This window comes from Paenibacillus validus NBRC 15382 (assembly GCF_004000985.1).
GTDB lineage: Bacteria > Bacillota > Bacilli > Paenibacillales > NBRC-103111 > Paenibacillus_G > Paenibacillus_G validus.
Map to the genome: position 1 here is coordinate 15,308 of NZ_BIMH01000039.1, position 22,159 is coordinate 37,466.

The 22,159-nt window shown below is 56.2% G+C and carries 24 protein-coding genes; 15 read left to right on the forward strand and 9 right to left on the reverse strand.

The genetic code is table 11. The features are described from left to right. Nucleotides 1-65: 65 nt before the first annotated feature. Together PVA01S_RS20150 and moaD are read right to left on the reverse strand one after the other, a co-directional pair. Complete coding sequence (locus PVA01S_RS20150) at nucleotides 66-1,136, reverse strand: ThiF family adenylyltransferase (RefSeq protein ID WP_127609072.1); 1,071 nt, start codon at nucleotides 1,134-1,136, stop codon at nucleotides 66-68. Then, entirely contained in the window at nucleotides 1,133-1,855 is a 723-nt protein-coding gene (gene moaD / locus PVA01S_RS27535; RefSeq protein ID WP_127609073.1) for a molybdopterin converting factor subunit 1, read from the reverse strand. Before moaD ends, PVA01S_RS20150 begins: the two co-directional genes overlap by 4 nt. Nucleotides 1,856-1,984: 129 nt before the next feature. On the opposite strand from moaD, the gene PVA01S_RS20160 reads away from it, so the two are divergent. The 8 genes from PVA01S_RS20160 (at nucleotide 1,985) to PVA01S_RS20195 (ending at nucleotide 10,238) form a co-directional block, all read left to right on the forward strand. Further along, nucleotides 1,985-2,455: a molybdopterin-binding protein gene (locus tag PVA01S_RS20160; RefSeq protein WP_127609074.1), complete on the forward strand. Its 471-nt coding sequence runs from the start codon at nucleotides 1,985-1,987 to the stop codon at nucleotides 2,453-2,455. 21 nt (nucleotides 2,456-2,476) lie between these two features. Continuing rightward, a complete protein-coding gene (locus PVA01S_RS20165) occupies nucleotides 2,477-3,994 on the forward strand; it encodes a bifunctional metallophosphatase/5'-nucleotidase (RefSeq protein WP_244932999.1) in 1,518 nt (505 codons plus the stop codon). A 96-nt stretch (nucleotides 3,995-4,090) separates the two neighbouring features. Continuing rightward, on the forward strand, nucleotides 4,091-5,200 hold the full coding sequence (locus PVA01S_RS20170; protein ID WP_127609095.1) for an HD-GYP domain-containing protein: 1,110 nt from the start codon (nucleotides 4,091-4,093) through the stop codon (nucleotides 5,198-5,200). A 138-nt stretch (nucleotides 5,201-5,338) separates the two neighbouring features. Next, nucleotides 5,339-6,469: a radical SAM/CxCxxxxC motif protein YfkAB gene (gene yfkAB / locus PVA01S_RS20175; protein WP_054797855.1), complete on the forward strand. Its 1,131-nt coding sequence runs from the start codon at nucleotides 5,339-5,341 to the stop codon at nucleotides 6,467-6,469. Between the two features lie 42 nt (nucleotides 6,470-6,511). Then, nucleotides 6,512-7,876: a hemolysin family protein gene (locus PVA01S_RS20180; protein WP_127609075.1), complete on the forward strand. Its 1,365-nt coding sequence runs from the start codon at nucleotides 6,512-6,514 to the stop codon at nucleotides 7,874-7,876. 23 nt (nucleotides 7,877-7,899) lie between these two features. Further along, nucleotides 7,900-8,949, forward strand: a complete 1,050-nt coding sequence (gene ytvI, locus PVA01S_RS20185) for a sporulation integral membrane protein YtvI (RefSeq protein ID WP_127609076.1) — start codon at nucleotides 7,900-7,902, stop codon at nucleotides 8,947-8,949. A gap of 26 nt (nucleotides 8,950-8,975) precedes the next feature. Then, nucleotides 8,976-9,860: a YitT family protein gene (locus tag PVA01S_RS20190; RefSeq protein ID WP_127609077.1), complete on the forward strand. Its 885-nt coding sequence runs from the start codon at nucleotides 8,976-8,978 to the stop codon at nucleotides 9,858-9,860. A gap of 138 nt (nucleotides 9,861-9,998) precedes the next feature. Beyond that, nucleotides 9,999-10,238 (forward strand): HAD family hydrolase, encoded by a 240-nt coding sequence (locus tag PVA01S_RS20195; protein ID WP_054797856.1) that lies wholly within the window; start codon nucleotides 9,999-10,001, stop codon nucleotides 10,236-10,238. A gap of 65 nt (nucleotides 10,239-10,303) precedes the next feature. On the opposite strand, the gene PVA01S_RS20200 is transcribed toward PVA01S_RS20195, so the two are convergent. Then, nucleotides 10,304-10,990: a C40 family peptidase gene (locus tag PVA01S_RS20200; protein WP_127609078.1), complete on the reverse strand. Its 687-nt coding sequence runs from the start codon at nucleotides 10,988-10,990 to the stop codon at nucleotides 10,304-10,306. 126 nt (nucleotides 10,991-11,116) lie between these two features. Here PVA01S_RS20200 and PVA01S_RS20205 point away from each other — a divergent pair, with 126 nt between their 5' ends. The 4 genes from PVA01S_RS20205 (at nucleotide 11,117) to PVA01S_RS20220 (ending at nucleotide 13,161) form a co-directional block, all read left to right on the forward strand. Then, entirely contained in the window at nucleotides 11,117-11,320 is a 204-nt protein-coding gene (locus tag PVA01S_RS20205) for a spore coat associated protein CotJA (protein ID WP_127609079.1), read from the forward strand. A gap of 18 nt (nucleotides 11,321-11,338) precedes the next feature. After that, complete coding sequence (locus tag PVA01S_RS20210; protein WP_127609080.1) at nucleotides 11,339-11,602, forward strand: spore coat protein CotJB; 264 nt, start codon at nucleotides 11,339-11,341, stop codon at nucleotides 11,600-11,602. A gap of 39 nt (nucleotides 11,603-11,641) precedes the next feature. Beyond that, complete coding sequence (locus PVA01S_RS20215; protein ID WP_127609081.1) at nucleotides 11,642-12,211, forward strand: manganese catalase family protein; 570 nt, start codon at nucleotides 11,642-11,644, stop codon at nucleotides 12,209-12,211. Between the two features lie 266 nt (nucleotides 12,212-12,477). After that, the gene (locus tag PVA01S_RS20220; RefSeq protein ID WP_127609082.1) at nucleotides 12,478-13,161 is read left to right on the forward strand and encodes an HAD family hydrolase; all 684 of its coding nucleotides are present in this window, start codon (nucleotides 12,478-12,480) and stop codon (nucleotides 13,159-13,161) included. Between the two features lie 55 nt (nucleotides 13,162-13,216). Here the strand turns inward: PVA01S_RS20220 and PVA01S_RS20225 are convergent, their stop codons facing one another. From PVA01S_RS20225 to PVA01S_RS20245, 5 genes are all read right to left on the reverse strand, one after another. Then, nucleotides 13,217-14,317 (reverse strand): YheC/YheD family endospore coat-associated protein, encoded by a 1,101-nt coding sequence (locus tag PVA01S_RS20225; protein WP_230876314.1) that lies wholly within the window; start codon nucleotides 14,315-14,317, stop codon nucleotides 13,217-13,219. A 17-nt stretch (nucleotides 14,318-14,334) separates the two neighbouring features. After that, the gene (locus PVA01S_RS20230; RefSeq protein ID WP_127609083.1) at nucleotides 14,335-15,483 is read right to left on the reverse strand and encodes a YheC/YheD family endospore coat-associated protein; all 1,149 of its coding nucleotides are present in this window, start codon (nucleotides 15,481-15,483) and stop codon (nucleotides 14,335-14,337) included. After that, nucleotides 15,484-16,851, reverse strand: coding sequence for a YheC/YheD family endospore coat-associated protein (locus PVA01S_RS20235; RefSeq protein WP_127609084.1), 1,368 nt, complete (start codon nucleotides 16,849-16,851; stop codon nucleotides 15,484-15,486). It lies immediately after the preceding gene. 40 nt (nucleotides 16,852-16,891) lie between these two features. Beyond that, nucleotides 16,892-18,070, reverse strand: coding sequence for a YheC/YheD family endospore coat-associated protein (locus tag PVA01S_RS20240; RefSeq protein WP_244933000.1), 1,179 nt, complete (start codon nucleotides 18,068-18,070; stop codon nucleotides 16,892-16,894). 69 nt (nucleotides 18,071-18,139) lie between these two features. Further along, nucleotides 18,140-19,507, reverse strand: coding sequence for a YheC/YheD family endospore coat-associated protein (locus tag PVA01S_RS20245; RefSeq protein ID WP_127609085.1), 1,368 nt, complete (start codon nucleotides 19,505-19,507; stop codon nucleotides 18,140-18,142). Nucleotides 19,508-19,670: 163 nt separating this feature from the next. On the opposite strand from PVA01S_RS20245, the gene PVA01S_RS20250 reads away from it, so the two are divergent. From PVA01S_RS20250 to PVA01S_RS20260, 3 genes are all read left to right on the forward strand, one after another. Beyond that, the gene (locus PVA01S_RS20250; RefSeq protein WP_127609086.1) at nucleotides 19,671-20,006 is read left to right on the forward strand and encodes a YlbF/YmcA family competence regulator; all 336 of its coding nucleotides are present in this window, start codon (nucleotides 19,671-19,673) and stop codon (nucleotides 20,004-20,006) included. Between the two features lie 290 nt (nucleotides 20,007-20,296). Then, the gene (locus tag PVA01S_RS20255) at nucleotides 20,297-20,869 is read left to right on the forward strand and encodes an NUDIX hydrolase (RefSeq protein ID WP_307720690.1); all 573 of its coding nucleotides are present in this window, start codon (nucleotides 20,297-20,299) and stop codon (nucleotides 20,867-20,869) included. A 107-nt stretch (nucleotides 20,870-20,976) separates the two neighbouring features. Beyond that, nucleotides 20,977-21,633, forward strand: a complete 657-nt coding sequence (locus tag PVA01S_RS20260; RefSeq protein WP_127609088.1) for a deoxynucleoside kinase — start codon at nucleotides 20,977-20,979, stop codon at nucleotides 21,631-21,633. Nucleotides 21,634-21,866: 233 nt separating this feature from the next. On the opposite strand, the gene PVA01S_RS26775 is transcribed toward PVA01S_RS20260, so the two are convergent. Further along, nucleotides 21,867-22,025: a hypothetical protein gene (locus tag PVA01S_RS26775; RefSeq protein WP_155615501.1), complete on the reverse strand. Its 159-nt coding sequence runs from the start codon at nucleotides 22,023-22,025 to the stop codon at nucleotides 21,867-21,869. Between the last annotated feature and the right edge of the window lie 134 nt (nucleotides 22,026-22,159).

Below are 22,159 nucleotides of genomic sequence, written 5' to 3' on the forward strand. Positions count from 1 at the left end.
ATTGAAAAAAGTGCCGCGTCGTCTGGGACGTCGGCACTTTCCTTTGTATGAAACAAATAAGGGCTTTACATCCCGATATAACGGCTGTAGAGGCTTTTGGCCGCGACGGGATCGTCCGTCCCCTGCACGATCAGCCTGCCGTCCGGAAACAGAACGAGCGTCATGCCGGTTTCGAGATGGAGCTTAAGCAGAAACGGATTACGCTCTACCCGGCCGACCGGCGCAAGCCGGCGTTCCCAATCCGCAAGCGCGAGCTTCAAAGGGCGGCTCGGCTGAATTTGCACCGAGTTGCGGCCGCACAACGATTGGATCGTATCCTCCTGCACGTCCGCCTCCAAATATTCAAAGCGGCGCTCGCCGCAGCACGGGCAATCCGCTCTCCTCGCTTTACTGACGTCCACGCCGGCGAATTGGTTGAACCATACATCCCAGTGAACCATCTTCCGGTTGCGCTCGGCCTCCGCGCCAACGAGCAGCTTAAGCGCTTCTGTTGCTTGATGCGAAGCGACGGCATGGATGAGCGGGCCGATAACGCCGGCCGTATCGCATGTCTCGGTCGTGCCTTGGGCCGGCGGCTGTCCGAACAGGCAGCGCAGACAGGGCGTTTCGCCCGGCACGATCGTAAGCGATACGCCGCGCGAGCTGACCGCGCCGCCATAGATCCACGGAATGCCGTGCTTCACGCTGACGTCGTTGATCAGGAAGCGGACGGCGAAGTTATCCGAGCCGTCCAGGATCAACTGCACGTCGGTCAGCAGCTCTTCGGCATTGGTGACGTTCAAATCGGCGACGACCGGTTCGATGCTTACGCCGGAATTGGTCGCCCGCAGGCGCGCTGCCCCGGCCTCCGCCTTCGGGGACGAGGCGGCCGCATCGGCCTCGTCGTACAGCATTTGGCGCTGCAGGTTGCTGCGTTCGACGAAGTCGCGGTCGATCAGGCGGACGAAGCCGACGCCGGCGCGCACCATATGATTGGCGAGCACGGTGCCGAGCGCGCCCATGCCGACGATCGCAATCCGCGACCGCAGCAGCTTCGCCTGACCGGCTTCGCCGATCGGAGCGAACAGCATTTGCCGCGAATACCGCTCGCGGTCGATCTCGATATGCTCAGGCCAGATATCCGGACGTTCGCTCATGATGCCGATCCTCCTTCGCCTGCAGCGGAAACCCCGGCTAACGGGTTCCACGGTCCGAGCTGATGTCCTTTCCATTCGGAGCCGTCTTCCCAGCGCTCCTTCTTCCAGATGGGAACGATTTGCTTCAACCGTTCGATCGCATAACGGTTCGCTTCATACACGGCGTCGCGGTGAGGGGCGGAAACTGCGATGACGACGCTGATCTCGCCGACAGCGACCGGGCCAAGCCGATGAGTGATCGCGCACAGCGCGCCGGGCCAGCGTTCGGCGATTTCACCCGCGATCTGGTTCATCGTCCGGATCGCCATGGGCTCGTACGCTTCGTATTCGAGCAGTACCGTCCGTTTCCCGTGCGTCCATTCCCGTGTCGTGCCTACAAAAGCGAGCGACGCCCCATGATTCGGATGGAGCACCTTGGCGGTGACGGCATCCGGGGATATCGGCTCGCGAGTCAGCTCCACCCAATCCGGTTCGCCTCCGGATACCGGCGGGATCAGGGCAATTTCGTCGCCTTCGCGTATAGCTGCGGAGGCTTCGGCATATTCTTGATTTACCGCAGCATATGCGTTCGATATTGCCTGAGATGCATGCGGGTAACGGCGTACCAGCTGCTCCTTCAGATCGGCTACCGTCCAGCTTGACGAATCCGTCTCAAGCTCAATTGTCCTTGCGCCCAACAGGTCTGCCAGACCGGCAAACAAAAGTACATTCAGCTTCAACTCGATCACTCCGTTTTTCGTAGTTTTCGATCCGGTTTAATGCGTTACGTTTACCTATCAGCATACCATAACCGGGGGCAAAAGTGATATAATGGCAGGTAAGCTCTAAAGAAACGGAGGTAGGTAGACATGATTGAAGTAGTAGACGATTCCAAAGGAAGCGTAAGGTATTCGTCGCCCGGGGAACTCGCTGCGGTTTGCTCCGAGACGATCGATCCGGAGCTTCGAATAAACGGCTTAAAGGGCCGAGCGGTGGATTGGCAAGCTTGGTATGAGGCGTGGAGCGCTGCGCAGGGGGCTGACGTTTCCCTGCAGCCGACGCACCTGCAGGTTGCGGCGGTTGATGAGTTTCAAGCTACGATTCCGTGGCACGAATTGCGGGATGCCTTTATCCTCTATGCACAAGAGGAGGGGCAGCCTTTACAGAAGGGCTTTCCGATTCGCCTGTATGTGCCGAACGGGAGCAGCGAATGTTTGAACGTCAAGAGCGTCGTCCGCCTTTGTTTACTGTACGATCCGGCATTAGGCGATAAAGCGACCTTCGGATTTTCCAATACGGTGACACCGGAGCAGATGTTGGCGAACCGGCAAAGCAAATAACCTAAAGGCATAGCTTTAGGAATGATTAAGAACGAAACTATCGCAAAGCGTCCGCCGCTTTGCGATTCAAGGCAGGTGGCTTGTATCACGAAAGAACGAGTCAGGCTTCGTATCCTACATACGAACGATATACACAGTCATTTCGATCAGATGCCCCGGATCGCTGAATGGATCAAGCGGTTGAAGGAAAATACGGGGGAGGCGCACACGCTGACGCTCGATATCGGCGATCACTTGGACCGGATGCGTTCCGAAACGGAAGGCACCGAGGGATTGGCGAATATCGCGGTGATTAACGCGACCGGATACGATGCCGTCACGCTTGGCAATAACGAGGGGTTGACGTATACGCCGGATGTGTTGGACCGGCTGTACGGCGAAGCCGCACGGTTTCCCGTTGTGCTTGGCAACATGGTTGCAGCCCGAACCGGAACCGCTCCGGCTTGGATGAAGCCTTGGCATATCGTGGAGAAAGCGGGGCTGCGCATCGGTCTCATCGGTGCGACGGCCGCATTCTCGCTTTTTTACAGGCTGCTGGGCTGGGAAATCAGCGATCCGTACGATACGATCCGTCAAGCTGTAGAAGAGCTGCGTCCGCAAACGGACATCATCGTGCTGCTGTCGCATCTGGGCCTTCGCCATGACGAGAAGATAGCGGAAGACATCCCCGGCATCGACGTCATTCTTGGCGGACATACGCACCATTTGTTGACGGAGCCCCTCTCTGTCGGATCGACCTGGATTTGTGCCGCAGGCAAACATGGACAATACGTCGGGGCGGTGGATCTGGCGTACGAGCGGCAGACGAAACGGCTTGAGCTGGTTGGTGCGGGCGTACATGCGACGGCAGAAATGAACGGAGATCCCGAACTGCAGGCCGTCATCGATTTGTATGCGAACCAAGCAAATGAAACGTTGTCCCGGGAAGTCGTTCGTCTCGACCGCGATATGCCGATCGATTGGTACGGCGAATCGCCGCTTGGCAACCTGCTGGCCGCCGGTCTTCGGCGGTGGGTGGACGCCGAGATCGGCTTGGTGAACGCCGGCCAACTGCTCGGAGGCCCGCAGCAAGGGCCCGTGTCGGCCGGTATGCTGCTCAAGCTTTGCCCGTCGCCGATCAACCCGTGCCGGTTGAAGCTGACCGGGGCGCAGCTTAGGCAAGCGCTGGAAGAATCGCTGCTGCCGGAGTTTATGGATAAGCCGCTGTTCGGCTTCGGCTTTCGGGGCAAGGTGCTCGGCACGTTGTGCCTGGACGGACTGAGCGTCGAGTTTGATCCGGAGGGTGCTCCTTACTCGAAAATCGTCAGCGTCCGGGTAGGCGAATCGCCGATGATCGACGATCGGTTGTACACCGTCGGGACGATCGACATGTTTACATTCGGCATCGGATATTTATCCATCGGCCAAGGTATTGAACCTGAGTTTTTCCTGCCTGAATTTTTGCGCGACGTGCTGCTTCATGAACTGCGCAATGCGAAAGCTTTGCAGGACAGCAGCCGCGGGCGGTGGATAAAACGACAAAAGCATGTCGGAAATTGAAAAAATATATTGCTCTTTTGCCGGGAATCCGATAGGCTAAACCTAAGTAAGTGGATTTTCTAAATATTTGTTTAGAAAGAAGACGTGAGTACGACTATGCGCTTGCTTCCGATCAGCATGGTGGAGCCTGGCATGAGGCTCGGCAAAAAGATTTACAATTCGGACGGGTTAACGCTGCTCGCGGAGCAGGTCGAACTGACGCAAAACTTGATTCGCCGCTTGGAATCCCATGGTATTGATTACGTTTATATTGATGACCCGCGGACCCATGATCTGGTCATTCGGGACGTCATTTCGGATGAAACCCGGGTACGGGCGATAGCGGAAATACGCGAGTCGTTCCGGAGAATCGGCGAAAATCAGGTCAAACGTAAGGGCGTCGGACACCTTCAACTCGGCAAGACATTTCGCAGCTTATTGGACCTGATTCTGCAGGATTTAAGCTGTAATAAAGATGCGATGATTATGCTGACGAACATCAGCGTGATGGACGAATATTTGTACCAGCATTCCCTTAACGTATGCATCTACTCGACGATGCTCGGAATGGCCGAGGGCTACGGTCAAGAAGAATTGACAACGCTCGGTCTCGGGGCGCTGCTTCACGACATCGGCAAGACGCAAATTCCGTCCGAGTTGCTGCGCAAGAAAGAACCGCTGACCGATGAGGAGTTCTCGCATATTAAGCGGCACACGAATTTCGGCTTCCAATTTCTGAAGGACGAGCCCAACATTCCGCTGCTCGCCGCACACTGCGCGTTCCAGCATCACGAGCGGCTGAACGGCAGCGGTTATCCTCGCGGTTTAAAGGGCGACGAAATTCACGAATACGCGCGTTGGATCGGACTCGTCGATTCGTACGACGCGATGACGACACACCGTGTGTACCGCAAAGCGATGCTCCCGCATCAGGCTATGGAGATCTTGTTCACGGGTACGGGTTCGCTGTTCGATAAGCCGAAGATCGAGCTGTTCCGCGATAAAATCGCCATTTATCCGATCGGCGTCACCGTGACGCTGAATACGGGCGAGAAAGGCGTTGTCGTTGATCTCAACGCGAAAGTGCCGCATCGGCCGATCGTCAGATTGCTGGAAGACGAGGCCGGTCAGATGCTTGACGGCAGTAAGGAAATCGATTTGTCCAAGGTGCATACCGTCTTGATTACTGGTGTGAACGACGAAAAGATCACTTTAACAGCACCATGAGTTAAGCCCGAAATTCGGCCAGCACCGGTTTCGGGCTTTTTTCAATCGGTTTTCTTTTCATACATATTACGTTACAATAAGAATTGATCAGTAAGTGATAACAAGAATTCTAATGAAGAGTCAGGTGTACATAACAACATGTCTGAATTATTTGCCATACAGCCTCCCTTTCTCGAAATTTCGCCGCAATACGATCCGTGGGACCCGTTGCCGGCCTTTCGGCGGTACGGCCAGCACCGGTTGACGAGCGTCGAACTGACCGTAACCAATCTGTGCAACATGCGCTGCGAGCACTGTGCGGTGGGAGAGTCGTTAACGTTGTCGGAAGGAATCCGTATTCCGTTAGCCGACGTGCTCCGGCGGTTGGATGAAGTGGAGCACTTGGAGACGATCAGCATAACCGGCGGCGAGCCAAGCTTTCATGAGCAAACGGTGCGGGACTATATCGTACCGTTGTTGAAATATGCCAGGGAGCGAGGCGTCCGTTCGCAAATTAACTCCAATCTGACGCTTGATATATCGAGATACGAGGCGTTGGCTCCTTATCTGGACGTGATGCATATTTCGTTCAATTACTTGAACGTAGACGATTTCTACGAGGTTGGCTTCGTTCGCTCCGAACGGCGCACGCCCAGAGCGTCGGCCGTCAAGCTCTATGAACGGATGATAGACAATACGCGCGAGCTGTCGCGTGCCGGGATGTTCGTATCGGCCGAATCGATGATCAATTACCGCACTCACGACAAGCTGGTCGGTATTCACCGCCTGATCGACGAGATGGGCTGCCGCCGCCACGAGGTGCACCCGATGTACCCGAGCGCATTCGCGTCCAACCTGCCGGTATTGTCGCTCGACCAGACGCGGCAGGCCGTTCACCGGTTGCTGGACGGGAGGAACCCCGAGCTCTGGATGCTGTTCGGCACGCTTCCGTTCTATGCCTGCAGCTTCTTAGAGGAGGATCAGCAGATCATAACGCGTTTGCGCGGAGAACCGAACGTAACCGTAAGGAATGATCCGGACGGACGCAACCGGTTGAATGTGAATTTGTTCACGGGTGACGTCTACGTGACCGATTTCTCCGATGTGCCTCCGCTGGGGAATGCGCTGACTGACCGTCTGGACGAAGTGTTTGCCCGCTGGAAGGAACATCCGCTTTACAGCTCGGTCGGGTGTTACTGCCCGGGAGCGAATTGCTGCGGGCCGAATCTGTTGGTCGCGGATACGTATTATAAAGATGTCGATTTTTCAACCCGACGCGCCATCGTTTAATTACAAGCTGCCTATCACGCATGAGAAGGAGTTTGAACAGTAGTGGAGAGCCATAGTACGGGGTTTGATTTCGGTTCGATTGCGTTAAATCTGGTCCTCGTTGTTTTTTTAGTTTTCCTTAACGGTTTCTTCGTCGCCGCGGAGTTTGCGCTGGTGAAAGTCAGACAAACCCGCCTGCAGCAGTTGGAAAGCGAAGGGAACGGAAAGGCAAAATATGCGCTTGCCGTTACGAAAAAGCTGGACGCCTACCTGTCTTCGACCCAGTTGGGCATTACGCTGGCCTCGCTTGGTTTAGGCTGGGTGGGCGAGCCTGCGATTTCTCATCTGATCGTCGAGCCTCTGTTCGAAATGATCGGACTGGCCCAAGCCTGGTACGCGGACGCGCTCGCGATCTTCATCGGCTTCGCGGTCATTACATTCATGCACATCGTCCTGGGGGAATTGGCGCCCAAATCGCTCGCGATCCAAAAGTCGGAAGTCACATCGCTTTGGCTCTCGGCGCCGTTAATGCTCTTCTACAAGCTTTTTTACCCGATCATCTATTTGTTGAACGGCGCGGCGAACCGGCTTCTGCGTCTGATCGGCGTCCGGCCCGCCACGGAGCTTGAAGCCGCTCATACAGAGGAAGAGATTCGCATATTGATGGACCAAAGCGCAAAGAGCGGCCATATCGATAAAGACGAGATGACGTTGTTTGACAACATCTTCGAATTCTCCGAAAGGGTGGCGCGTGAAATTATGCTGCCGCGCACCGATATGGATTGTTTGTTTACGGAACTGCCTTTTGAGGAAAATTTAAATATCGTGTATGAAACGAAGCATACCCGTTATCCGGTGGCAACGAGCGACAAGGATGAGATTATCGGGTTCGTGCACATCGCGGATATGCTGACCTGCGAGCCGAAGAAATCGCATCAGCTGCGCGATTTCGTCAGGCCGGTGCTGATGGTGCCGGAATCGATGGAAATCAGCCATGTATTGAAAATGATGCAGAAGAAGCGCTCCCAGCTGGCGATTGTGATCGATGAGTACGGCGGAACAGCCGGCTTGATTACCGCAGAAGATATTCTGGAGGAAATCGTCGGCGAAATCCACGACGAGTTCGACGAGACCGAACGGCCGGAAATCGAGAAGATCGGCGATGCCTACTCGGTGGACGGGCGGGTTTTGCTGGAGGAGCTTGACGATATGCTGGGCCTCGGAATCGAGGACGAAGCCGTAGACTCGATCGGCGGCTGGCTGTTCAAGGAGCTGGAAGGCAACCTTGAGATAGGGAAGAAGCATACCCTGGATCGCTTTCAATTCGAGGTTACCGAAGTGGATCGTCTGCGCGTGGTGCGATTAACGATTCGACCGATCTTGAAGCTCGGGCCGGAAGGCGAAGAACAGCAGAAGCCGGCACATTAATTTCGAAGGGGGCCCTCACTGGAATGTCGCTACGAACGATTCTTTTTTGCGCGTTAGGCGCTTTGGTTCTATATGGATTGTTCACCGTCGGCTTTCCGTTTCTGCTCGCGCTGCTGCTCGCAATATTGCTGGAGCCGGTCGTGCAGGCGCTGATCAAATATGCGAGGTTCAACCGCATAGCGGCGGCCGTTACGGCCTGTACTTTATTTACCGGATTGCTGCTCGGCTTCATCTACCTGGTCGGCTTCAAAATGGTGTCCGAGCTCGTCCAGTATTTGAAAAACGCCCCGAGTTACTTGAACGAGGCGAAATTATTCATGGAAAACACATCCGTCAAAACGCAATTTTTCTTTGAGACGCTGCCGCCTGCGATGGCTGCCGACGTGCAGCATTGGATCGAGAACGGCTTGGTCGCATTAACGGAAAATTTGAACAGCATCGTTTCGGCCGTTAGCGGTTATTTGATCGGAATCGCCAGAACGATCCCGAACCTGTTCATTTTCTTCGTCGTGTTTGTCATTGCGCTTTACTTGGTTTCGCTAAGTTTGCCGAAGCTGCATCAATCGTTTTTGAACTTGTTCGAAAGCGGTTCGCGGTCAAAGGTCGTCACGGTGCTGACGGATTTGCGCCGGGCGATCGTCGGCTTCCTGTTTGCCCAAATGCTGATCAGCCTGTTAACCTACATTGTATCGTTGATCGGGCTGCTCGTGCTTCGGGTCGACTATCCGCTCGCGATAGCGCTTCTGATCATTGTCGTCGACGTGCTGCCGGTGCTCGGCGTAAGCGCTGTGCTGCTGCCCTGGGCCGTCTACAGTCTGCTCGTCGGCAATATGCAGCTGGCGATCGGACTGATCGTCTTGTATCTGGTCATTGTCGTGTTCCGCCGTTTGATCGAGCCGAAAATTATCGGAGACGCCGTCGGCATCAACGCGCTTGCCGCACTGGTCAGTATGTATGTCGGCTTTCAAGCTATAGGCGTCGTGGGCTTGTTCCTCGGTCCGGTTCTAATCATCGTGTATCAAGCGCTTCGCCGCGTCGGCATTTTGAAAATCAATATCAAGCTCGAAGGCTAGCCATCAAATAAAAGGGAGGACAAGCATTGCAAGGAGATGTAGCTAAGGTCAAACAACATTCCAAAATTTCAATCGCTAAATTAATCCGTCGCGCGTTCTTAATCTTTCTGGGCTCCGCGATCTTTTCCGTCGGGCTGGAAATTTTTCTCGTTCCGAACAAAATCATCGACGGCGGCGTTGTCGGCATTTCGATCATCACGTCCCATTTAACAGGGGTGCCGATCGGAATCTTTCTGGTACTGTTCAATTTACCTTTCTTGTACATAGGGTATAAGCAAATCGGTAAAACGTTTGCGATTTCCACCTTATATGCCGTCGCGGTGATGTCGCTCGGGACAACGCTGCTGCATCCGGTTAAAGCCCTGACCTTCGATCCACTGCTCGCTGCCGTCTTCGGAGGCATCATTCTGGGGGTAGGCGTCGGCTTGGTCATCCGTTCGGGCGGTTCGCTCGACGGAACCGAGATTATGGCGATCTTGTTCAGCAAGAAGCTGCCTTTCTCCGTCGGCGAAGTCGTCATGTTCTTCAATCTGTTTATTCTCAGCAGCGCCGGCTTCGTGTTCGGCTGGGATCATGCGATGTACTCGCTGATCGCTTACTACATCGCTTTTAAAGTTATCGACATTACGATCGAAGGGTTCGACGAGTCCAAATCGGTCTGGATCATCAGCGACAACAGCCGTGAGATCGGCGATGCGATCATACATCGGCTCGGCCGCGGCGTCACCTACCTGCAGGGCGAGGGCGCGTTCACGGGCGGCAACAAGCTCGTCATTTTCTGCGTGATTAACCGGCTGGAGGAAGCGAAGCTTAAATCGATTGTCGAAGAGCTCGATAACTCCGCGTTCCTGGCCGTCGGCAACATTCACGATGTGAAGGGCGGCAGGTTCAACAAGAAGGACATCCACTAAGTAAGGATGAATAGTATTCCATCCTATCACGACCCCGTCGGTTATTCCGGCGGGGTCTGTCCTTTTACACGCGGATTCCTATACAATCGATCTACAGATGCAGGCGCCGATCGGCGCGCGATAAAGGTGCGAGCTTCCATGGAAGAAAACCGTCCGCGTTTTCGAGGGCAATTGATCTTGTTTGACTTGGACGACACGTTATTTGATTATGCGAGCACTTGGCATGCAGCGCTCGTGCGAACGTTCTCCGTATACGGGCCGACGGCGGGATTGAATCCGGAGGAAGTGACCCGAAGGTTCCTGGGCGTTAACGACCGACTGTACGGCGAATATGAGCGAGGCGGCTACGGCAGCCGGCCTCCGTGCATGAGCCGCTAGGAATCATTACGCATTGGTCCGGACTGCCGTCGGTTTGTGAGTTGGATTGATAAATTGCGGTTCTCTTAATAAACCCGGCGGGCGCCTAAATATTTCGGTCCCCAATAGCTGCTGTCGAGCTTCTGGATATAGATGCCGGCCGAACGGGTGGCCGATATAAACTCGCCATTGCCGATATAAAAGCCTACATGGGACGCAACGCCGGGCTCGTTCAGGCCGAAGAATACGAGATCGCCGGGCATGAGCCGGCTGCGGTTGACGGGCGTGCCCATGGTGATCATCGTCGTGGTGTTGGTACGAGCCATCGCAACGCCGTGCTTGTTGAACATAAAATACACAAAGCCCGAGCAGTCGAAGCCTGCAGGTGTTGTGCCACCCCATACGTAGGGAACGCGCATGTAGTTATTCGCGTCGGCGAGCATCGCTTTTTTGACGAGCGCCCGGTTGAGCGCCGTGCGCGTGATCGGGCCTGCTTTACCGTCAACCGCCAGGCTGTAGGCGCTTTGGAACGAACGGACTGCTTGCTGCGTTACCGTGCCGTAATAACCGGTGATCGTCGGGTAAGTAAAATACCCTAGCGTCTTGAGGTCGCGCTGCAGCGCGGAAACCGAGTCACCGGACATACCGAGGCTCAACGTCGAGGAGACTTGCGTGTTCGCGGCCCAAGCGGGAATCGCGGATTGAGGCAGAGAAAGGATGAGGCCGGCTCCTAACAACGTGATCACCATCGTTTTTGCAAGCGATTTCTTCATGTGTGAGAACAGCTCCTTTTATTAATTTCCGAAATTGGCAGCACTTGCTGACATTTTATACGTATACCGGACTTGCCCACAATGTATAAATAATGGTAGACGCTCACAGAAGGAGGAATTCGCCTCATGCATCAAACCAAAGTATGGTTTCCGTACGTAAGTCCGATGGACCCTTGTCCGCCCGTACTCGAGAAGACGTACTCGACCCCCCCGAACTTATACATCGGCTTTCAACCGCCCAATTTGCCGCAATTTTCCCCCCACGAAGCGCTTCGGCTAGGCACATTATGGCCGGCGCTTTACAGCCCGTACCATCCTCGAAAATATTGACCGACAGGAGGAACCGGAATGTCGCACGCACTACCCGAGCATTTCTATCGGCAGCTGGAAGAGCTGCAGGCCGTCGATTTTGTGCTGGTCGAATTGACGCTGTATTTGGATACCCACCCGCAGGACATCCAAGCGCTCCAGCAATACAACCAATACGCGCAACAACGGATGCAGCTTGCGTATCAATTCGAGCAGGAGTTCGGTCCGTTGAAGTCGTTCGGCCAAAGCTTCTCCAAGCAGCCTTGGCAGTGGATCGATTGCCCTTGGCCATGGCAAGTGTGAACGGCGCAACCGAGCGGACGAAGGAAGGGGAGAATTCGGATGTGGTTGTATGAGAAGAAGCTGCAGTACCCGGTAAAAGTAAGCAAGTGCGACCCGCACATGGCAAAGCTGCTCCTGGAACAATATGGCGGCGCGGACGGGGAGCTGGCAGCTGCGCTCCGTTACCTGAACCAACGATACAGCATCCCGGATAAAGTGATCGGGCTGCTGACGGACATCGGAACGGAAGAATTTGCTCATTTGGAAATGATTGCCACGATGGTTTATAAGCTGACCAAGGATGCGAGCGTGGATCAATTGAAGGCGGCCGGGCTGGACGGGCACTATGTGAGCCACGATAGGGCGCTTTTTTACAGCAATGCCGACGGAGTGCCCTGGACGGCGGCCTACATTCAGGCCAAGGGCGATCCCATCGCCGACTTGTACGAAGACATTGCCGCGGAAGAGAAGGCCAGAGCGACGTACCAGTGGTTGATCGATATGACGGACGATGTGGATTTGCAGGACGGCCTGAAATTTTTGCGAGAGCGGGAAGTGGTTCATTCGATGCGGTTCCGTGAAGCGGTTGAAATTCTGAAGACCGAGCAAGGCGCAAAAAAAATATTTTAAGCGAACCTCGCTCTCCGACAGTTGTCGGGGAGCTTCCTTCGTGGTGTAAAGAAAATTTTAGATTGGCGTCCGTCTAAAATACGGTTCTCGGGCTCAACGCGTTATCCGTACCGATTACAATCGGGCTGCTCCTGTTTTTCCGCGTTCCACTGGAAGAAGTATCTGCGAATTTATTTTGGTATCGGCCTGTAAGCCCGCCCGCCCGTCATTTGACAACCTCGGACAAACATGGTTGTATAAAATGGTACCGGGGGGAGGAATCAAGCATGGTTCATAAATCGTTGCCGGAAGCGATGATTTTCGATGTGGACGGCACTTTGTTCCGCACGGAGACGCTGATCTTGCCGGCCTACCACGCCACATTCGACCAATTGCGGGCGGAAGGCTTATTTCATGGCGAAACGCCGCCCGAGCGTTATATTTTGGGCGGTTTGGGCATGCTGCTGGAGCACATCTGGGAGCAAGTGATGCCGGAGGCCGATCGCCATGTGCACCGCCGTGCCGATGAGCTGCTGCTTAAGCTGCAGCTTGATGGGCTGAGACGGGGCGAAGGCGAGCTTTACGCAGGGGTCGCGGATACGCTGCAGCGGCTGCGGGAACGCGGTATCCGGTTGTTTACGGCGAGCAACGGACTGGAGGCTTACGTGAAGGGCGTTGTGAAGCACCAAGGACTGGAGCCGTTGTTCGAGCCGACCGGCATGTACAGCGCCGGCGAATTCCACACGCGCTCCAAAGTCGATCTGGTGCGGCTGCTGCTCGAACGCCACGGCATCCGGCGCGCATGGATGGTCGGCGACCGTTCTTCCGACGTCGAAGCGGGACATGGCAACGGGCTGTACGTGGTCGGCTGCGATTACGCCGGCTATCGCAAGCCGAAGGAACTGGACGAGGCGGATGTGCGCATCGGGTCGTTCAGCGAGATCATCGCCCTGCTGGATGGCGCCGAATAACAAGAAAGACTCGCTTGAACCCGTGAAGCTTCGGGCTCGACCGCGAGTCTTTTTCTTATTCTATCGGCTTGTCGTTGCTCTGCTCGCTCAGCCACAAGGCGAATTCGAGCGGGCGGCTGATCGCCTTCACATACGTTCCGTTCTGGCCGATCCGGCGAAACACCTCGCGTGAAGGCTTCGGATTGACCTCGAGCAGCCACACGTGTCCCTTCGGGTCGATCGCCAGATCGATGCCGACCTCGCAGAAGACGTCGAATTTGTTCTCCAGGTGCTTGACGACGTTAAGGCCCAGCTCATAGGCCTCTTCCCGGACGGCATTCACTTTGGCGCTGTCCTTGAACCGGTTGTACAGCAGCGTTTCCATCGGCGCGGCGGTGCCCCCGCCATGCAGGTTGGACGTAACCGATCGCTTGGGACCGATCCGGCCTACGCAGCCGGTCACCTGCCATTCTCCGTTTCCGTCCTTCTGTACCAGCATCCGAAAGTCGTGCACGCGTCCGTCCTTCAGCTCCAGAGGGATGCCCTGCTGCACGATATATTGGTCCGCGAGCTTCCATTCGGCAACTTTCGCGGCGATTTGCCCGGTGGTGACCTTTTGCACCGGCAGGATGCGGCGGGATGGATCTCGTCCCTGCATCAAGTAGGAACGACCGCCCGGCAGCCGCTGGAGCCGGATAATGCCGCGGCCGCCGGTGCCGCTCTTCGGTTTCATATAAACGACCGGATAGCGGGTCAGGAAATGACCGAATTCCTTGCCTTCCTTGAACGGGATCGTCGCCGGCAGATGGGCGGCGATATCCGCTTGCTCGGCGAGCAACTGATGCATCTTCCACTTATTGCCCAGCGGGCGGCTCAAATAACGAAGCTCGGCGTACTTTTTACGGAAGCCGGACAGCTTCAGGTAATTTTCCGTGCCGTGATACCGGCACCGGTCGTAAATCAGCGGAGGGAAGGCGGTCGATTTACGCACCCATTTGCCTTGCTCCGGTTTGTAGGTTAAAGCATTGACGCGGGCGTTCCCCTGAACGTCGTCCGGGGTGAACACGAGCACCTCGAGCCCCAGCTTCGCACCGCATATGCACAGCTTGCGGAAAAACGACAGCTCTTCCAGCCGTCGTCCGCTTAAATACATGGCCAATACGCCAACTGTTTTCATGGTCGCGAGTCACCTGCTTACCGTTTGCTGCCGAAACGGGTGTTCTTTTTGGACAAGAAGATCGAGTAGCGGATGAGGTTTTCAAGCGATTTTTGCCGGATCGGCGGCTCGTCGAATTTCATCGGCTTGGAATTCGCTTCGAAGAACCAAATGTGGCCGTCGCTGTCCACACCGAGATCCATTGACATTTCGCCCAGCTTATAGCCGCTGGACGATTCGATCTGCTTGGCGATCGTGAGCGCCGCTTGTTTCGCCCGCTGCATGATTTGTTTGCTGCCGGCGGGGCCGAACGAGTGGGAGAGCAGTTTGCCCGGATCGTCGATCGACCCGCCCCGGGGCACGTGTGTCGTAATGCTGTTCTTCCCGGCCAACCGGGCGCCGACGCCGGCGATGCTCCATACGCCCTTGTGGTTCTTCTGCGCGAGCAGCCGCAGATCGAACGGACGCTGCTTATAGTGGGATAGGGCAATGCCCTGTTGAATGATGTAATCCTTGGAGCCGACCAGATGGCTCACCCGCGACCAAAGCTGGGATACGCTCGAAAAGCGGGAAATTTGGCTTCTGGTCCTATCCTGAATGCTGAGCTCATACTGGTTCGCTTTCGCCGCTTGGCCGTCCATTCTGCTGATTCGCATGATGCCTTTGCCGGCTTTGCCGCGAATTGGCTTGAGGTAAAGAAACGGGTAGCTCTGGAGAAGTTTGTCGAGGTCCTCACGGGAAGACAACCTTTGGGTCGTCGGAATGAACGGCTGCGTACGCTTCGATTTGTTGAGCCATTCGAATAAGGTCCATTTGTTGAAGAACGAAGGGTTGAAGAATCGTACCTTCCCGTGGCGCAAGCAGGCTTGAATCACCTGCTGCACCTCCGGGAGAAGCTCGAATTTGCGGTAGGGAATGCGGTTATAGATGACGTGCGGCATCGGGAGCAGTTCTCTGATCCATGATCGGGTCTCCGTATGATACCGGTAACCGACTGCATTTTCCTGGCTGAGCTTAAAGTCGGCGGTCGTCATGACGTATACGAGCACGCCGCGCTCTTCCCCCATTCGGATCAAATCGATAAAATTTTCTTGATTCCCGCGAAAAGGCCTCTTTTCATCCGCATAAGTGAGGATGGCCAGCGTCGGACGCTGACGGTTGCTATCGGACTGTCGTTGCGATCCCATTCAAGTATCCCTCCTTGACCGAAATCGGCTCAGGTAGAGGCAATAGTCGTACATGTACTGCAGCGAAGCGCGCCCTTCTTCCTTAAGGGCGGGATGCTTGAAGATCGAGCGGCCCGGCTTGGAATTGGCCTCGAACATCCAGATGCGTTCGCTCTTGTCGATCCCGATATCGAAGCCGAGCTCGCCCAGCGTATGCCTGTAATTGCGCTCAATATCCTCGGCCAGTTTGATGGCGGCCTCCTTGGTGCTCGATAATACAGCGTCGGCGCGCGCGCCGAAAACTTGCTGCAGCACCTGCTCGGGCGTCATCAGCTGGCCGCCGGTGCGCACATGTGTCGTGACACTGCCCCTGCCGGCTTTCTTGGCGCCGATGGCGGCCACGACCCATTGGTTTTCGCTGTTCTTGGTCATGTGGAAGCGGAAGTCGATCGGACAGCTGTCCAGCTCGATCAACCGGATGCCTTGCTGCGACACGTAGCCGTGCAAGCTGCCGTTATGCCGGTTCAGCAGCGCCATCAGCCCTTCGAACTTGCTGAAACGGAGCAGCACGTTGCGGCCGTTGCGCCGGAAGCGGGCGTAATAGCCGCGTTTCGGATTATAGGTCAACCGGTAAATGCCGATTCCGAGGCTGCCGGCCGTCGGTTTCAAATATATGAATTTGTGCTTCTCCAGCATTTCTTTAATTTGCATGGCGTTCGGGTTGATGTGCGACTCCGGCACATGGTTGAACACATCGGTACCCTCCAGCAAGTTGTAAACGTCCCATTTATCGAAAAAGCTCCAGTTAAACAGCGGGATGCCTTGTCGCACGAAGCGCTGCTTGAAGGCGTTCATCGACGCCAGCTTCTCGGCCTTGCGGCTCGGCAGCCGGTTGTACACGACGTCCGGCAGCGGGACGGTCTTGCGCGCCCAGCCTCCCTCTTTCAGCGGGATCGTGGCCGAGACGGTGCCTTGCGACCAGTTCACGTCGTTCGGGGAGAACCCGAAATAAAACGCGCGATCCGCGCCGACGCGCATGAATTGACGGATGAACTCGGTGCGGGACCCGAACGGCGCGGAGCTCCCTCGCACAATGTTCGTCAGAATCCCGATCATCGGTCCCAGCCGAAGTTCCTTGCCGTTGGCGCTCGTAATCATGGTGGTACCGTCGCGGGGCAATCGCAATTGGGTATAAACCGACGGTGTCATATACAGGTGGTTACCGCTTTTTTTCAGCAGCTTGAGTCTTAAGGAGACGCTTTTGCTGCCGAGCTTAAGGGTCACGTTTTGAGCTTTGGCCAGCTTGAGCGCTTTGGCCAAGTCACCGCTGACATAAACGACGCGTTCCTGTCGCGGGGTGACATGAATCGTGCAGGTTGTCAAGCTCATGATGAACCTCCTACAGAACGATGCCGTGTTGGGCAAAAGTTTACTTCTTCAGCGAAAAGCTGCGAGCCGGTGCCGCTGCGGTTTGCCGGAGCAAGTAATCGGCATACCGCAGCGGATTGGCGACAGCGGCCAATCGCGCCTTGTCGTCGCGTAAATAAGTAAAGATGGAGCGGCCGGGTTTGGAGTTCACTTCGAGCATCCAAATATGTCCGCCCGTGTCGACACCGAAATCGATGCCGAGCTCGGCGAGCCGCCCGTGACGAGATTCAAGCACCTCCGGCAGCGTATCTGCGAGCTGTCGCAGCTCCGCGAGGATCGCTTCGGCGCGGGCCCGCCCGAATTCGCGGGCGAGCATCGGTTCGGCGGCGCAGGCCATGCCGCCGCCGTGCAGGTTCGCGGTCAAGCTGCCGCTTTGACCGCGGCGTACGGCCAGGCCGGTCAGCTGCCAGCGGCCTGCGCCGTTTTTTTGCACGAGGGCGCGCACGTCGTACGCGTCGCCCTCGCGGGTATGCAGCGCCAAGTAGCGCTGCAGGAGATAGCTGCGGCGGCCGATCAGGCGCCGCAGGAAGGCTGCGAGCGCGGCGCCGCTTTCGAAGCCGCGCGCGATCTCCCGGTTGCGCGCATCGCGGCCGCGCAGCGTGAACGCGGGCGTCTGGCCGCCGGGCTCGGCGTTGCGCCGCACGTGCAGCACGCCGCGGCCTTGCGAGCCGCCGAGCGGCTTGAGCACGGCCTCGCCGTGCTCGCGCAGCCAGTCGGCGAGCATGCGCATGCTGCGCAGCAGCTCGGTCTGCGGCAGGTAGCGGTTAAAGCGGCCGTCGCGGTCGCGCGCGAGCAGCCGCTGGACGTCCAGCTTGCCTTTCAGGCCGCTGCCGAGCAGCCGGACGTTCGGATGCCGCTGCAGCCGCCCCATCGTCTCGCGGTAGTCCGCATACTGGCGCCGCGTCGTAAAGAAGCAGCGGTCGTAGACGATGGCCGGCAGGGCGAACGTGCCGGGGACCCACTGCCCGGCGGACGCCTCATAGGTGTAACCCGTTACCCGTTCTTGCTCCCAGTCGACACTGTTCGGCGTAAACACATACACAGACAGGTGGAGACGCGGGCCAAGCAAACATAAGCGGCGGTAGAAGCCGCGGTTTTCAAAAGGCGGCGTGTATTCGGCCGGCGTAGTCATGATGCCTACCGTGCGTTCGCCGCCAGCGTTTTTGCCGAAGATCATCATGCGCTGCACCTCACAACCGTAAATTTGTTTCGTTCACAGGGGATTCCTCATCCTTAGCTCCATGGGGAATCAAAACTTCGCCGCAGAGCGGGCGTACTGCACCAGCAGTTTGACCGAAGGGCGAATTTTAGGGTCGCTCGACAGCGGCGTATTATCTTCCTTCGACGGCTTGGAATTGACTTCGATCAGCCAAACCCGCCCATTCGTATCGAGTGCCAAATCGACCCCCAGTTCCGCGAAATGGCCTTCGACCTGGGTTTCTATCCCTTTAGCGATATGCAGCGCCGCCCGCCGCAGCTTCGCATAACCGTCAACGGCTGCCGCCGAATCGGATCGGGCTAACGCTTCTTTGACCGAGCTGAGCGTTCCGCCGCGGGCAAGGTTGGATACGAAGTGATGATTGCCGGCAATTCGGGCTACGATGGACGTAATGCGCCATTGGCCGGTTTTGCCCCGCTGCACGAGCGCCCGGAAATCGACAGGACGCCCTCCCACCGTGAGCAGCTGTAACCCCTGCTGAATCTGGTAGCGCTGTGTTTTCATTTTCCCGGAAATCGCCGCATACAGTGAGGAGAGCGAGGTGAACGATTGTTTACGGGTTCCGCTGAGATTGGTAAAATGACAGATATACGCACCGTCCGGTTGTTTGCGGATCCGGATGATGCCTTTGCCGAGACTGCCGGTGATCGGCTTGAGGAACACCGTGGCGTGCTTGGCGCACATCGACTTGAGCTGTAGAAACGTCTTCAGCAAATACGACTCGGGCAAGTACATCTGTAAACCGGATTCTTTGCCGAGCGCATCGAATAACTCCGTTTTATTCAAGTATGTCGTGTTGAAAAAGACCGTGCTCTGCTGTGATCGGGCATGCTCGACGAACTGCTGTACCGTCGCGCGGTTTTCCAGCTTGCGGCTGGTCAGCCGGTTGTAGAGCACATGCGGCAGAGGGAACGTCGCGGTCTCCCAGCGGTTCGTGTAATGCCAGCCGCGCACCGTATCGATCGCGCCCTGCATGTCGTCCGGCGTGATGAAGAAGACGGAAGCGCCGTACTGCTTGCACGCATCGGTCAGCTCCCGGCAGAAGGCCGTGTTGGCGCCGAATGGTTTATCCGGGACGCCGGCATTGACGCGGCTCATCATGACGCCGATCAACGGGCCGAGCTGGAGCGTCCGGCTGGAGGCTTTATACTGCAGGCAGAGCTGGTTGTCGGACGCCAGCCCAAGCCTGGCCGCCAGCGCGGCGCCTATGAGCAGCATTCCCGCCTTGGAGACCGGTATGACCTTGACGTCCTCCCGGCTTCCGCCGTACCGGAGCTGCAGCGGCTGATGCAGCGGAATTTTCCACTTGCGCACGATCGGATAGCTGATCATCAGCAGGGAGCTGTCAGCGGTCATGTCGGACGATTTTATTTGGATCCTTACCTTTGTTCTTTTCATGTGGTACCCCTTCCTAGCGCAGGCGAGTCCCGCATGCAGGCCGGTCGCGCTTGGAACATTTAGAAACCAGCTACTTCATCATATGAGGGCGTTTATCCCTTGGTGAAAAGAAATGCAACCGAATTCGACAATCGAATCATTTGAAAAGAAGGTGCAGATGCCCATGAATATGTACGATAAGGCTTATGAGCTTGCCCGGGCGATCCGTGAGAGCCAGGAAACGAAGGAGCTTAAAGCGCTGCGCGAACGCATCGACGCCGACAGCGATACGAAGCGGATGCTGGACGATTTCCGCAGCCGTCAGATGGAGCTGCAGCAGAAGATGATGGCCGGCGAAATGCCGCCGAAGGAAGAGCTGGAGAAGCTGGAGAAGCTGTTCGAGGTCGTCAATCTGAACCCGCTGGTGCGTTCGTATTTCGAGACCGAGCGGAGATTCGGAGTCATTATGGAAGATATTCAGCGTATTATCGCCGAACCGCTGGGAGACGTGCTGAAGTAACCTTGTCCAAGCGGAGCGTGCCCTAAGGAATTCCAGGCAGACAACCGAACCCTATAGCTTGAAGGTTTAGCAGCCGGGGCGGCGCTTCTCGATCAGATCGAGAGGCTGCCGCCTTTTCGACATCGGCCGCAGAAAGAACACTTCTTTTTTTATAGTAAAGAAGGTAAAATATATAGAAGTATGGAACGATAGATTTGGAGAATACGTTGAATATGGGGCTTCTGCAGGTTAAGGCGCAGCGCCGACCTGTGAAGACATGTGCTAACAGAGAAAGAAGGAGTCTAGTGGATATGAAGTATTGTATGGAATGCGGAAGCGCCTTGGCCAAGAAGGACATCGATGGGACGGAACGGCTTGCGTGCACGGCGTGCTCTTTTGTCCATTGGGGCAACTACAGCATCGGGGTCGGGGCACTGGTCGTGCGTGACGATAAAGTGCTGCTCGTTCGTCGCGCTATCGAGCCGGGGATGGGCAAATGGACGAATCCGGGCGGCTACATCGAGCAGCTGGAGCCGATCGAGGACACGATTGTCCGTGAAGTGTACGAGGAAAGCGGCATCCGGGCGAAGGTCCAGGAAATTATTGCCATACGCGATCTGCCGAGAAACGTCCATAATGTGTACATCGCCTTTCGCATGGATTATGTGGAAGGGGAGCCGGTGCCTGACGGAGTGGAGGCCGATGCGGCGGGATTTTTTAGTCTGGAGGAAATGCGAACGATGCCAGTGGCTACTTTCACAGAGTGGCTTGTCGATATCGCCATGACGCCCAGAAAAGAAGGCCTTTCTGCGGACAAGCAGCCGGTCGCGTCGTTCGGCGGATTCGGATACGCGGTCGGGAAAGACGGAGCTTCCTGCAGGTAATCACTGGCGGTTCCCCCGCGCCGGTTTCCCTGCTATAATGAGAAAGCTTCATTATGGACAGCTGGCAAACCAGGCAACTTACTTGGGTTAAAGGAGAAAGGGGACCAATGGCTGTGATTGTGGTTGGGGGAATGATCGGGCTTGGCAAAACATCGGTGGCCACGCTGCTCGGACAAGCATTGCATTCCGAAGTGTTCTTCGAAAGTGTGGACGATAATCCGATTTTGCCTTTATTTTATACGGCTTCACCGGAAGAAATCGAGAAAAAAAGGTATCCGTTTTTACTTCAGCTGCACTTTTTAAATTCGAGATTCAAAGCGATCAAACAGGCGCTTGTACATAACCGCAACGTGCTCGATCGAAGCATTTATGAGGATTGGTATTTCGCCAAGGTCAATTTGGAGCTGGGCCGCATCAGTCCGCTGGAGTTTGAGGTGTACGAAGGGTTAGCCGATAATATGATGTCCGAGCTCGCCGAGCTTCCGAAGAAAGCTCCCGATCTTATGGTCTATTTGAAAGGCTCCTTCGACACGGTGATGCACCGCATCAGTCTTCGGGGACGCAGCTTCGAGCAGGATGCGTCGCTGGTGGAATACTACCGTCTCTTATGGTCCGGCTACGACCACTGGGTCATGAACCATTATAACGCTTCCGAGGTGTTGATCGTGGACATGGATCAGATGGATGTCGTCCACCGCCCGGAAGATGCGGCTGCGCTTGTGGCCGCCGTGAAAGAAAAGCTGATGGACTTGCAAATCGTCTAAGGTGCGCAGCGTCGCCGGCGCAGTGCTCTCCTCGCGGGGGAGACCAGGGAAAGCGGGCGGAACGCCGCCCGCTCCAAGAGCCTCCGGCCTAGGGGTTCGCAAAAATACCGTCCGGACAAGTCCGGACGGTTTGCTGTGCATGCGCCCTGTACGGGCGTCATCTCCGGGATGCAAGTCCCGAATGGGGCCTGGGCCAGAGCTGGTTGCCCCTGCCGCTCAGGCTGCGGCGCACGTTATTGATCGTTCGTCCGGATCGGTTGACCGGACGATGCCGGCGCATCCTGTTCCGTCGCTTCTACGCCTAAGTCGTAGCGGGGATGCACGCCCGTATCCTCGTACTTCGTCTGCGGATCGCCGTCGGTTTCCGGCGCGAATCGTTCCTCGTTTGGCATTTCTGGCAAAGCCTCCCTTGTCCATGGCGGTAATAGGTAGTTTCACCGTTCCGGTGGAGGCTTATCCGCAGCAGAACAAACGATCCAGGACGATGCCGGGCTGATCCCGCAATTTTCGCTCGCTGGAAGAGAGG

Coding starts and splice junctions, on each gene's coding strand:
- PVA01S_RS20150 (WP_127609072.1), bottom strand. CDS start 1,136: ATGAGCGAACGTCCGGATATCTGGCCTGAGCATATCGAGATCGACCGC.
- PVA01S_RS20160 (WP_127609074.1), top strand. CDS start 1,985: ATGATTGAAGTAGTAGACGATTCCAAAGGAAGCGTAAGGTATTCGTCG.
- PVA01S_RS20165 (WP_244932999.1), top strand. CDS start 2,477: ATGATTAAGAACGAAACTATCGCAAAGCGTCCGCCGCTTTGCGATTCA.
- PVA01S_RS20170 (WP_127609095.1), top strand. CDS start 4,091: ATGCGCTTGCTTCCGATCAGCATGGTGGAGCCTGGCATGAGGCTCGGC.
- yfkAB (WP_054797855.1), top strand. CDS start 5,339: ATGTCTGAATTATTTGCCATACAGCCTCCCTTTCTCGAAATTTCGCCG.
- ytvI (WP_127609076.1), top strand. CDS start 7,900: ATGTCGCTACGAACGATTCTTTTTTGCGCGTTAGGCGCTTTGGTTCTA.
- PVA01S_RS20195 (WP_054797856.1), top strand. CDS start 9,999: ATGGAAGAAAACCGTCCGCGTTTTCGAGGGCAATTGATCTTGTTTGAC.
- PVA01S_RS20200 (WP_127609078.1), bottom strand. CDS start 10,990: ATGAAGAAATCGCTTGCAAAAACGATGGTGATCACGTTGTTAGGAGCC.
- PVA01S_RS20205 (WP_127609079.1), top strand. CDS start 11,117: ATGCATCAAACCAAAGTATGGTTTCCGTACGTAAGTCCGATGGACCCT.
- PVA01S_RS20210 (WP_127609080.1), top strand. CDS start 11,339: ATGTCGCACGCACTACCCGAGCATTTCTATCGGCAGCTGGAAGAGCTG.
- PVA01S_RS20215 (WP_127609081.1), top strand. CDS start 11,642: ATGTGGTTGTATGAGAAGAAGCTGCAGTACCCGGTAAAAGTAAGCAAG.
- PVA01S_RS20220 (WP_127609082.1), top strand. CDS start 12,478: ATGGTTCATAAATCGTTGCCGGAAGCGATGATTTTCGATGTGGACGGC.
- PVA01S_RS20225 (WP_230876314.1), bottom strand. CDS start 14,317: ATGAAAACAGTTGGCGTATTGGCCATGTATTTAAGCGGACGACGGCTG.
- PVA01S_RS20230 (WP_127609083.1), bottom strand. CDS start 15,483: ATGGGATCGCAACGACAGTCCGATAGCAACCGTCAGCGTCCGACGCTG.
- PVA01S_RS20235 (WP_127609084.1), bottom strand. CDS start 16,851: ATGAGCTTGACAACCTGCACGATTCATGTCACCCCGCGACAGGAACGC.
- PVA01S_RS20240 (WP_244933000.1), bottom strand. CDS start 18,070: ATGATGATCTTCGGCAAAAACGCTGGCGGCGAACGCACGGTAGGCATC.
- PVA01S_RS20245 (WP_127609085.1), bottom strand. CDS start 19,507: ATGAAAAGAACAAAGGTAAGGATCCAAATAAAATCGTCCGACATGACC.
- PVA01S_RS20250 (WP_127609086.1), top strand. CDS start 19,671: ATGAATATGTACGATAAGGCTTATGAGCTTGCCCGGGCGATCCGTGAG.
- PVA01S_RS20255 (WP_307720690.1), top strand. CDS start 20,297: ATGAAGTATTGTATGGAATGCGGAAGCGCCTTGGCCAAGAAGGACATC.
- PVA01S_RS20260 (WP_127609088.1), top strand. CDS start 20,977: ATGGCTGTGATTGTGGTTGGGGGAATGATCGGGCTTGGCAAAACATCG.
- PVA01S_RS26775 (WP_155615501.1), bottom strand. CDS start 22,025: ATGCCAAACGAGGAACGATTCGCGCCGGAAACCGACGGCGATCCGCAG.